Origin of the sequence: Streptococcus oralis, assembly GCF_001578945.1 — a bacterium.
Taxonomy (GTDB): Bacteria; Bacillota; Bacilli; order Lactobacillales; family Streptococcaceae; genus Streptococcus; species Streptococcus oralis_Q.
This window is the reverse complement of sequence record NZ_KQ969557.1, coordinates 24,032-34,689: the sequence shown is the minus strand read 5'-3', so window position 1 is coordinate 34,689 and position 10,658 is coordinate 24,032. Positions and strand designations below refer to the sequence as shown.

Here is a 10,658-nt window from a genome sequence, read left to right as displayed (position 1 = left end):
TATTAAAAATAAGAAGACCATTCGGTCCTCTCTTAGTCTATTTATTTTTTAAGTGCTTCTTTGTATCGAGCAACTTCCGCTTGGTTCGCCCAAACATAGTGACCTGGACGAATTTCTACCATAGATGGTTTGTCTGTCTCATAGTCATGTTGGTCAGGATCGTAAACTTTCAAGACCTTCTTGCGTTCCAAGATTGGATCTGGAATCGGTACAGCAGATAGAAGCGCCTGAGTGTATGGGTGGACAGGATTGTTAAACAACTCCTCTGTCTCCGCCACTTCGACGATAACTCCCTTATAGATAACCGCGATGCGATCTGAGATAAAGCGAACAACTGACAAGTCATGCGCGATAAAGAGATAGGTCAAGCCCAACTCTTTTTGGAACTTCTTGAGCAAGTTCAAGACTTGCGCACGTACTGATACATCCAAGGCTGAAATTGGCTCATCCGCAATAACGAAATCAGGTTCCATCACAAGGGCACGGGCAATCCCGATACGTTGACGTTGACCACCAGAAAACTCATGTGGATAACGGGTAAGGTGTTCTTTCAAAAGTCCAACTTCATGAATCATCTTTTGAACTTTTTCTTTTCGATCTTCTTCGTCTTTGAACAAGTGGTAGTTGTAAAGGCCTTCAGAGATGATATAGTCAACTGTTGCACGCTCATTCAAGCTAGCTGCAGGGTCCTGGAAAATCATCTGGATGCGACGGATCAAGTCTGATGATTCCTTATGAGATTTTTTCCCATTGATCTTATGGCCATCAAAGATGATATCGCCTTTACTAGTATTATTTAGACCAATAATGGCACGACCAATGGTTGTTTTTCCACTACCAGACTCACCAACAAGAGAGAAGGTTTCTCCCTTGTTGATAAAGAAGTTGGCGTTTTTAACCGCGACAAACTTCTTACTTCCTTCACCGAAGGAAATTTCTAAATCTTTAATTTCTACTAATTTTTCAGACATTTCCTTCCTCCTAGTCTTCTAGATGAGCAAAGCCCATTTTATCACGAATCTTGTCATGCAAATCTGCAATGACTCCAGGTTTTTCAACTTTAGGAGCATTCTCATGAAGCAACCAAGTCTTAGCCCAGTGGGTATCAGTGACTGAAAACTTAGGTGCCTTCTCTTCAAAATCAATTTGCATCGCATAATCTGAACGAAGGGCAAAGGCATCCCCTTTCAACTCAGTATAAAGAGACGGTGGTGTTCCTGGGATAGAGTACAATTCTCCTTTATCATCAGCAAGCTGTGGCAAGCTAGACAAGAGACTCCAAGTGTATGGATGACGTGGATCGTAGAAGACTTCCTCAACAGTACCGTATTCTACAATTTCACCAGCATACATAACCGCTACCTTATCGGCAATACTTGCTACCACACCAAGGTCATGGGTGATAAAGATAATGGTAAAGTGGTACTCATTTTGCAAGGTTTTAAGCAAATCAATGATTTGCGCTTGAATGGTTACATCAAGAGCCGTTGTTGGCTCGTCACAGATCAAGATATCTGGACGACAGGCAAGGGCAATCGCAATAACGATACGTTGGCGCATCCCTCCAGAATATTGGAAAGGATACTCGTCAAAACGTTTTTCAGCGTCTGGAATTCCGACCTTGTTCATATAGTCGATGGCCATTTCTTTGGCTTCCTTGGCCGTTTTTCCTTGGTGTTTAACGATAACTTCAGTGATTTGGCTACCGATTGTATTGATTGGATCCAAACTTGTCATGGGGTCTTGGAAGATGGTCGCAATTTTAGCACCACGAATCTTTTCCCATTCTTTGTTTGAAGTCAAGGCGGTCAAGTCTTGTCCACGATAGTCGATGCTTCCTTGGGCAATGCGTCCATTGTCTTCTAACATCCCTGTAAAGGTTTTTGTTAAAACAGATTTACCAGAACCGGACTCACCTACCAAGGCAAGAACTTCTCCTTCAATCAGTTCCAGAGACACTCCTCGGATAGCCGTCAGAACTTTGTCACGAACGTCAAATTCCACGACAATATCGCGAGCAGTCAAAATTACATCTTTTCCTTTTGTCATGTCTACTCCTATCTATGTGTACGTGGATCACTAGCATCCGCTAGGTTTTGACCAACAACGAAGAGAGATAGGGATACCAAGATCAAGGTAGTCAATGGAATCCAGAACAAGTATGCGTTGGTCGTAACGTTTTGTGAGTAATCTGAGATCAAACGTCCCAAACTTGGCACTGTTACAGGCAATCCCAATCCAAAGAAGGAAAGGAAGGCTTCATAAGAAATAAAGGCTGGAAGCATTTGAGTCATTGTTGTAACGATAACAGATACCAATTGTGGCATGATATTTTTAACGATGATTTTAAAGGTTGGTGTTCCAAGTGTTTGAGAAGCAAGGTTGTATTCCAAGTCACGGTAACGCATGATTTGGATACGAATCATATAAGCAATCCCAATCCAGGTCGTCACACTCATGGCAAAAATCAAATTCCAGAAACCTGCTCCGATTGAGTAAGTCAAAACAATAACAATCAAAAGTGAAGGAATATTATTGATAACGTTGTAGACTTCCATCATGACACGGTCAACAGATTTTGAAATTCCCCAAATTCCACCAACAATAACCCCAATTATAAGGTTGATAAAAGTGGCAATGACAGAGATGAGGATAGAGTTACGCGCCCCAAACCAAACTCCGTCAAACAAGGATTTACCATTGCTATCTGTACCAAACCAATGTTCAGCATTGGGTTTTATAAAACGAGCAGAAAAGTCATTAACCTTACTTACATCATTAAAGTCAAAGTCTGAGAACATCGGATAGATAAAACTCATCAAGATAATCGCTACCAAAACTCCCAACATAATGACTGTTGATTTTTTCTTTAGAAATTGTCTAAATACAGAACCCCAGTATGAATAGGCAGGAGCATCAATTGTTTCAGAGGCAAAATCGTCACGTTTTACGAACTGAAATTTTTCTTTATCGATTGTTGACATTATTTGCCTCCTTTCTCTGTCAATTTAATACGTGGATCAATAATTGTCATCCAAATGTCACCAATAAAGTATGAGAAGATTGATAAACATGTAAAAATGAAGACAAGACCAACCACCATGTTATTATTTGATGCTTTTACAGAGTCAATTAACATTTTACCCATACCTGGATAGGCGAAGACTGTTTCTGTAAGAGTTGCTCCACCAATAACACCAAGGATCGAACCTGGAATCCCTGAAACCAAAGGAACCATGGCATTTTTAAAGATGTGTTTGTTTGAAATTTCTTTTTCAGACAGTCCTTTTGCACGAGCAAATCGAACGAAATCTTGAGATTGCAAGTCGATCATGTAACGACGAATCCAAATAGCAAGACCAGGGGCCCCAAGCAAGCCAAGAATAACTGCTGGCAAAACATAGGACCGCCAATCTCCAGCCCCCAAGATAGGGAATGAGTCTGGAAGACCAATAGATGATCCAATCAAACGCACGATATAAACCAAGGCAATCGTTGGAAGAGCAAGCAAGAAAGTCAAAGTCCCTGTAGAGAAACTATCAATCCAAGTATTTTTGTGGCGAGCCATAGCAGAACCAAGAGGAATTGCGATAGCATAAGAAATAATCAAACCGATCAGACCAGCAACAGCCGAGCTTGCAATCATTGATGGATATTGATAATTGCTTTCCGTAGCTGTATATGGATCGTCTTTACCATAGTTAGCTACTTCACGCGCATCTGCTTGACTTGGTGACTTGTAGGTACGAGAGTAAATATCTACAGAGGAAGTCTTTTTACCCGTAGGGAATTGAACTTCTGATGTCTTGGTTTGTCCCTGACCCTGTGTGATAACTTGAAGCACTGGTGTGTTTGCATAAGTTGGGTAAGAGTCCCCCAAGTTAATGTTCACAAAGTTTTGGTGTACAAATGGGAATTGATTATTGAAATACAAAAGATATTTATGCTTTGTACCTGACCCAACTAATGACCAACCGATAGCAGGGTCATTTTCAAAACGAAGATAACGTTGCAAGTTTGGATTTTCAGGGTCTTGAATCTTGTTTGTATGATCAATATCAATCAAGTTAGCGTAGAATTTGAAAACACGTTCAAAAATAGGAATTTCACGCGTAGCATAGAATTGACCACTTTCTGAGAATACACCGAGTGTCCAACCATTCCCGAGTTGGTTGATGTATTTTTCGTAGATTGCCTTGTTAGTCTCATTGGCATCCACTGTTACAGATGAGTCCATTGTGCTAGTTTTCTCTTGCAACTCCTTGGTATCGTAGTACTCAATGTAGCCCATCCGCTCATAAACGGTATTTTCATAATCATCCCGCTTATCCGGCGTCGTTGCAATCTTGTTATAGTTGGTATCCTGCTTGAAAATCAGTTTTCGAGGAACCATCGTATAGATAATTGTGTAGGTCAAAGTTGTCACCAAGAAAATAGACAACAATGAACGCAATACACGCATAAAAATATATTTCTTCATATCGTTTCCTTTTAAAATCCCAAAAGAACCTTCTCCTCATGGAGAGAAAGTTCTCTTGAGAGTTATTTATTTAACGTGATCCGCTAATTCTTTTTGAACTTTTTCGTTTGATTCTTTTTTCTCTTTTAACCATTTCTCACGTGCCTGTTCGTAGTCTTTCTTAGTAACTACTTTATCTTGAACTTCAATCGTTTTGAAGTAGACATTACCAGCCTTATTTCCAGATTGAGCATACGGTTCTGAGAAAGGAACAATACGTGATATAAATGGAGCTGCACCGTTATTCACCATGATTGGCATAAAGAGTGAGCTATCTGTCAACCATGCTTGTGCCGCTGCGTATTTTTCATAACGAGTATTCAAGTTAGTTGTTTCAGCACCTGCTTCATTTACAAGTTTATCATATTCTTTAAGACCGACTTGTACTGCTGCCGGACTATCTGGGTTGTCATATCCCATGTAGGTCTTAGTGTGTTCACTATCTGTCGTCTTAAAGATATCCAGATAAGTAGATGGATCTTCATAGTCAGGTCCCCAAGCAACGGCTGTTGAGAGATCCCAGTCCTCTGCTGCTGCGCTAGCTGCGTAGTATGTAATATTGAAGAGTTCATCTGTTGTCATTTGCTGGACATCAACAACGACATTTTCAGAACCCAGCACGTTTTCAACAGATTGTTTGAGAGATTGTACGCGAGAAACCGATGATTTAGCAGTTTGATCAACTGGGACGTCCAGATGGATAGGAAATTGCACACCTTGAGCTTGGAGTGTTTCCTTAGCTTTAGCAAACTCAGCTTTGGCTTTATCGGCATTAAAGAGTCCATCCTGACTATCAGCGAAGTTCACATTTTTCCACTCATCACCGTAAGTCGCCATCTTTTCAGTTACCAAATCACCAAAGGTCTTCTCTCCTGCTGTGACAAAGTCTGGTTTAACAAAAAGGTTACGAACAGCTAGAGCTGCACCCTCTTCACCATTCACCTGAGCTGAAAATGCCTTACGGTCAATAGCAAAGTTAATCGCTTGACGGAAATCCTTGTTAAGAAGAGCTTTCTTAGTTGATTCTTTTTGCTCATCTGTTGTCTTAGAAGTATGATTGTAACTTTGACGATCAATATTAACACCGGCCCCGGCAATAGTTGAACCCGGTTGAGTGTAGAAGATATTGTCTTTATAGTTTTCTTCTACCTTAGCATAGTTCGAACTTGTAGGGTACAGACGTGCTTGATTGTATGAGCCATCTGTAAAGTTCCGTTCTAGTGACTCTTGGTCTGAACCATCAAAGTAAGCCAACTTGATTCCGCCAATTTTAACGTTTTCTTTATCCCAGTAGTTTTCATTTTTAGCAAATTCAATAGATGACTTAGCTGTCAATGACTTGAGGATAAATGGACCATTATAAAGGATTGAAGTGGGATCTGTAGGTTTTGCCCAATCACTTCCCTTAGACTTCATAAACTCTTCATTAACTGGCCACAAGATAGAGTAAACAGTTTTAGAGTTCCAATATGGCTCTGGGCGCGCCAATGTGTACTCAAGAGTATAATCGTCAACCGCTTTAACCCCTACGTTTGAAAAGTCTGTATTTGTCCCTGTAACATAGTCGTTCAAGCCTTTGATAGAGTCTTGGATAAGATAAAGTGCTTCTGACTTAGCCTCAGCTGCATGCTTAATCCCTGTAACAAAGTCTTTGGCAGTTACTGGTGCATACTCTTCACCATCAGACGTATACCATTTCGCTCCTTCACGGATTTTATAGGTATAAGTCAAGCCATCTTGAGATACAGTCCAGCTTTCTGCCATTCCTGGAACAAGGTTGCCGTATTTGTCATTGGTCAACAAACCATCAACACTATTTGTGGTCGCAACAACTGTACTATTCTTCCCCGATACAATGTAGTCCAATGTTTCTGGGTCTGCTGTGTATACATAACTATAGGTTTTTGGAGCTGAACTTGATGATGAAGAACCGCAGGCAGCAAGAACGCCAGTTGCCAGCAACGCAGTTCCTACTGTAAAAAATATTCTATTTTTTTTCATGTATATACTCCTATTAAAAATTTAGATTTATTGTTAATTATACCATATATCCTCTAAAAAGTAAACGAATTTTCAGAATATTTAGGCGTGTATCCACAAAAAACTTCCATTTGTCAAATTTCTTTATTCTTTGTTTGTGTCTACAAAAAATACTTTCCCGTTTATCTCTCCTTAAAACGATATTTGTATAAGTTTTTCCCACCTCCTCTATAATAAGCTATTTTTTAAAATTGGATTTTCGTTTAAGAAACTATTGACGTAAAATGATTTTCAAGGTATAATATTAAACGTTGAGGCGGTATAGCCAAGTGGTAAGGCACGGCTCTGCAAAAGCTTGATCGTCGGTTCAAATCCGTCTACCGCCTTTTAGTACCTGAAATAACAGGAATTAACCGAATAAAAAGCCCGTAAATCGGGCTTTTTTTATTTTTTCTTCAGATAAATACGGATAACTTCGAAAAACTTTTGGGGCGATTGGGGGCGAATGAAAAACAGTGACGAAAATCACTGTTTTACTCGGTTTCTTCTTCAGGTTCTAGTTCTGTGATTTGAACTTTTACCTTGGTAACACGTCCATTTTTCACCTTATCATTAGTCAGGATGATTTGTTTGTTTTGGCTGACCAGTTCATAACTGATTTTTTCAGTTGTTGGAATCGTACCAACACCCGTCAAATAATAACCGGCGATGGTATCCACGTCATCGCTTTCTAGTTCGACACCAAAGTAGTCGTTAAAGTCGTTAAGATTCATGGTTCCCTGTGCAATATAGGTATCTTCACTGATTTGATGGACTTCAATTTCTGCCTTGTCTGTCTCATCATCGATCTCACCTACAATCTCTTCTAGGAGATCTTCCAGAGTTACCAAACCAGCCATTCCACCGTATTCGTCTAGTAAGATGGCCATTTGATTTTGGGTATTTCGAAGCTCTTTAAGGAGGTCGTCCACAAAGATGGTCTCAGGCACAAATAGCGGTGTTTGGAGGATTCGTTTCCAGACAATATTTTCAAAGCCATCTGCATAGGCAGCGTTCAGCAAACGCTTGGTATGAATCAAACCAATCACATTGTCCTTATCACCATCGTAAACAGGGATACGTGAGAAATTTTGCTTCAAGATACTCTCAATAATCGTTTGACTGTCATCCTGAATATCTACCATAAAGGCATCTGTACGAGGCACCATTAGCTCACGAGCCATTAATTCATCTAGAGAAAAGATTCCCTGTAGCATTTCAATCTCATCTGCATCCAGTGTTTCTTCACTATTGGTGAGCATGTACTCTATTTCATCACGTGTCATCTTTTCGTCAGCATCATCAAAGGTCATTGGCGTTACACGACTCAATAGGTTAGTTGAAGCCGACAGAAGCCAAACAAAGGGGCTGACAATTTTTCCCAAACCAATAATGACTGGTGCTGTTCGGATGGCCAAGGTATCTTTCAGATTTAGAGCGATTCTCTTGGGATAGAGTTCCCCAAAAACAATGGAAATGTAGGTCAAGAACGCTAAAGATAGAAAGCTTGCAATAGCGTAAGCTGTTTCACTATTTCCCATCCAAGAAGCAATTTCGCGTCCTAGCGTTTCTGCTAAACTTGCCCCTGACAAGATGGTAATTAACGTGATACCAACTTGAATCGTTGATAAAAAGTGGTTAGGATTTTCAAGTACCTTTAACAAACGAACGTAACGTTTGTCTCCCTCTTCTGCCTTTTGCTCTACTCGGGCACGGTTTAGTGACACCATTGCCATTTCAGTGGCTGAGAAAAAAGCATTTAACAGGGTCAAGATAAATAACAATACAAACTGTAGCAACAAATTCTGACTGCTCGGGTCTTCCATAGTCCTTCTCCTAAAATAGTATCTTGTGTTCCATTATATCATAAAATCGATCAGGATTCACATTATTTTTCATTTAAAGAACAACTCCCCTGCTTCTAGAAGACAAAGGAGCTGTTTTTTATAACATCTATTACTTCTAATCTGTCACTGTTACTTGCCCTGTTCGGTAATCAAGCTGGATTCCCTTTTGAACATTGGGGATTAAGACATTGAATTCCAATTCGCCATCTGAAGACTTGGCTTCAATTTGTGAAGCGGATGGAACTAGGTCCTCATTTGTCGCATAGTGGAGTGTCACCCGATAACGGACCCTCTTATTCTGATCCAAGGCTTTTCTGACCAAACTTTCATAATAGTTCTGACCAGTCGAATCCTCAGCCTGTGCTTGGTTGGCCCAAGCTGTCTGGACTGCAATGTTCTTGGGATTGCTGGTAGAGGCATCAAAACCATCCAAACCACCTATCAAGGCATAGCCCAGCAGGTGTCCTCTATCAACTGCATGTGTATAGGCTCCCTTTAGATTCTTGACCTGATACCATCCTGGTGGAGTCCAAGAGGTAGAGCCATTTCCTGTTTCTTCACGATTCTTATACTGTCGAGTGGCTTTGGATAAGAGGGCATTGGCAACAGTTGGGACTGTCTCGTTCCCGACTGGTTTTGTTTTATTATCCGCATAGGGTTTGCTAGAAACCTTGGCATCTAGATTGGTTTTATTGTCATTGACAACAAAGGCACCCGCCCCATTCCACTCTAGACCACCCTTAATTTGGTTTTTGATTGACTCAGTTAAGACACTTTCAGCCAACTCCTGACTAGGAGCTTCTGAAGCTTGTTTTTTCTGACTCACTTTGGTTTTAGGCGTGTTTGATGTCGACTGTATCTGCTTGATATAATAGCTTCCAGTAGCCAAGAGTAAGAATAGAAGTAACCCTATCAGAGCTTGTCTTGTTTTTTTGTCCATTTTTCTCCTTATTTCTTTAGAAAAAGACTGGTCTCCCAGTCTAATTTCCTGTAAATTTACTAATCAATTCCTGCCACTTTGCTGGAGACAAGATAGCCCATGGATCCTGTCCCTTTCCTAGGATGCCATAGCCAACCATCAAGCCGATTCCTAAAGCCAGAAAGCCAAGCAGTAGGACGATAAAAATCAACAGTAAACGACGGAGTACATAGCGTAAGTTTTTATTCTTCATCCTTAACCTCAATCCGTTGAATCTTCGCTCCTAGCTGAGCCAATTTCTCATGAAAACGGTAGTAACCTCTATCAAGGTGGACTAACTTACCAACAACTGTTTCTCCCTGCGCCACCAGACCTGTCAAAATCAAAGCAGCACTAGCGCGAAGGTCTGTTGATAGAACTTCTGCCCCCTGTAAAGCCTGTCCCCCGGCAATACGTGCTGTATCACGAATAATCTCTGAACGCAAGCCCATCCGACGCATTTCCTCCAGATGTTGGAAACGATTCTCGAACACCGTTTCCACCATGGTTGATTCCCCTTTTACGACAGTCATTAAGGCTGTAAATTGAGCCTGCATATCTGTCGGGAATCCTGGATGTGGCAAGGTTTTTACATGAACAGCTTTGAGATTTTCCAGTTGAGAACGGACACGAATACCTTCCGACTCCTCCGTTACCTCAACTCCCATTTCAAGGAGTTTGGCAATCAAGGGGCGATTATGCTCCCAGACTGCATCACGAATGAGGACATCTCCACCAGTCATAGCTGCAGCTACCATAAAGGTTCCAGCTTCGATACGATCCTGTACGACATTGTGGGTCGTACCGTGGAGTTCCTTGACACCAGTCACTGTAATTGTTTCGGTACCTGCCCCCTTAACTTTGGCTCCCATTTCATTAAGGAGAATTGCTAGGTCAACAATTTCTGGCTCACGCGCAGCATTTTCAATAACCGTCACACCGTCAGCTAAAGTTGCTGCCATCATGAGGTTTTGTGTTGCGCCAACACTAGGAAAGTCCATGTAGATATGAGCGCCGTGCAGACGTTCTGCCTTGGCTTCGATGTAACCAGCTGTCTGAGTGATTTTAGCCCCCATAGCTTCCAAACCTTTGAGGTGGAGATCGATTGGACGACTCCCGATGGTACATCCCCCTGGCATAGAAACTTTGGCATGGCCTACACGAGCAAGGATTGGTCCCAAGACAACGATGGATGCACGCATCTTGCTGACATACTTATATGGAGCTTTCTCCGTGATATCACCAGTCGCATCAACCTCAACAACATGAGCTTCCTCATCAAAGTCCACCTTGGCATTCAGACCACGAACTACTT

General features: G+C 41.2%; 9 protein-coding genes and 1 tRNA gene. 1 reads left to right on the top strand and 9 read right to left on the bottom strand.

Annotated features, from left to right (window positions below; genetic code table 11):
- Positions 1 to 41 precede the first annotated feature (41 nt).
- From SORDD16_RS09375 to SORDD16_RS09355, 5 genes are all read right to left on the bottom strand, one after another.
- A complete protein-coding gene (locus SORDD16_RS09375) occupies positions 42 to 971 on the bottom strand; it encodes an ATP-binding cassette domain-containing protein (protein ID WP_061453239.1) in 930 nt (309 codons plus the stop codon).
- A 10-nt stretch (positions 972 to 981) separates the two neighbouring features.
- Complete coding sequence (locus tag SORDD16_RS09370) at positions 982 to 2,049, bottom strand: ABC transporter ATP-binding protein (protein ID WP_061453238.1); 1,068 nt, start codon at positions 2,047 to 2,049, stop codon at positions 982 to 984.
- Positions 2,050 to 2,057: 8 nt separating this feature from the next.
- Positions 2,058 to 2,984, bottom strand: coding sequence for an oligopeptide ABC transporter permease OppC (oppC, locus tag SORDD16_RS09365; RefSeq protein WP_061453237.1), 927 nt, complete (start codon positions 2,982 to 2,984; stop codon positions 2,058 to 2,060).
- Positions 2,984 to 4,480: an ABC transporter permease gene (locus tag SORDD16_RS09360; RefSeq protein ID WP_061453236.1), complete on the bottom strand. Its 1,497-nt coding sequence runs from the start codon at positions 4,478 to 4,480 to the stop codon at positions 2,984 to 2,986. Before SORDD16_RS09360 ends, oppC begins: the two co-directional genes overlap by 1 nt.
- A gap of 66 nt (positions 4,481 to 4,546) precedes the next feature.
- On the bottom strand, positions 4,547 to 6,520 hold the full coding sequence (locus SORDD16_RS09355; RefSeq protein WP_061453235.1) for a peptide ABC transporter substrate-binding protein: 1,974 nt from the start codon (positions 6,518 to 6,520) through the stop codon (positions 4,547 to 4,549).
- Positions 6,521 to 6,814: 294 nt separating this feature from the next.
- Between SORDD16_RS09355 and SORDD16_RS09350 the strand changes: the two genes are divergently transcribed.
- Positions 6,815 to 6,885: transfer RNA gene (locus tag SORDD16_RS09350), tRNA-Cys, on the top strand.
- A gap of 147 nt (positions 6,886 to 7,032) precedes the next feature.
- On the opposite strand, the gene SORDD16_RS09345 is transcribed toward SORDD16_RS09350, so the two are convergent.
- The 4 genes from SORDD16_RS09345 to murA all read right to left on the bottom strand — a co-directional run.
- Positions 7,033 to 8,364 carry a hemolysin family protein gene (locus tag SORDD16_RS09345; RefSeq protein ID WP_061453234.1) on the bottom strand — a complete coding sequence of 444 codons (1,332 nt, stop codon included), beginning with the start codon at positions 8,362 to 8,364 and terminating at the stop codon, positions 7,033 to 7,035.
- Between the two features lie 136 nt (positions 8,365 to 8,500).
- A complete protein-coding gene (locus SORDD16_RS09340; RefSeq protein ID WP_061453233.1) occupies positions 8,501 to 9,325 on the bottom strand; it encodes a DNA/RNA non-specific endonuclease in 825 nt (274 codons plus the stop codon).
- A gap of 40 nt (positions 9,326 to 9,365) precedes the next feature.
- Entirely contained in the window at positions 9,366 to 9,557 is a 192-nt protein-coding gene (locus tag SORDD16_RS09335) for a DNA-directed RNA polymerase subunit beta (RefSeq protein ID WP_000791962.1), read from the bottom strand.
- A partial coding sequence (gene murA, locus SORDD16_RS09330) for a UDP-N-acetylglucosamine 1-carboxyvinyltransferase (protein WP_061453232.1) occupies positions 9,547 to 10,658 on the bottom strand: 1,112 nt, incomplete at its 5' end. The genes SORDD16_RS09335 and murA, both read right to left, overlap by 11 nt.

Coding starts and splice junctions, on each gene's coding strand:
- SORDD16_RS09375 (WP_061453239.1), bottom strand. CDS start 971: ATGTCTGAAAAATTAGTAGAAATTAAAGATTTAGAAATTTCCTTCGGT.
- SORDD16_RS09370 (WP_061453238.1), bottom strand. CDS start 2,049: ATGACAAAAGGAAAAGATGTAATTTTGACTGCTCGCGATATTGTCGTG.
- oppC (WP_061453237.1), bottom strand. CDS start 2,984: ATGTCAACAATCGATAAAGAAAAATTTCAGTTCGTAAAACGTGACGAT.
- SORDD16_RS09360 (WP_061453236.1), bottom strand. CDS start 4,480: ATGAAGAAATATATTTTTATGCGTGTATTGCGTTCATTGTTGTCTATT.
- SORDD16_RS09355 (WP_061453235.1), bottom strand. CDS start 6,520: ATGAAAAAAAATAGAATATTTTTTACAGTAGGAACTGCGTTGCTGGCA.
- SORDD16_RS09345 (WP_061453234.1), bottom strand. CDS start 8,364: ATGGAAGACCCGAGCAGTCAGAATTTGTTGCTACAGTTTGTATTGTTA.
- SORDD16_RS09340 (WP_061453233.1), bottom strand. CDS start 9,325: ATGGACAAAAAAACAAGACAAGCTCTGATAGGGTTACTTCTATTCTTA.
- SORDD16_RS09335 (WP_000791962.1), bottom strand. CDS start 9,557: ATGAAGAATAAAAACTTACGCTATGTACTCCGTCGTTTACTGTTGATT.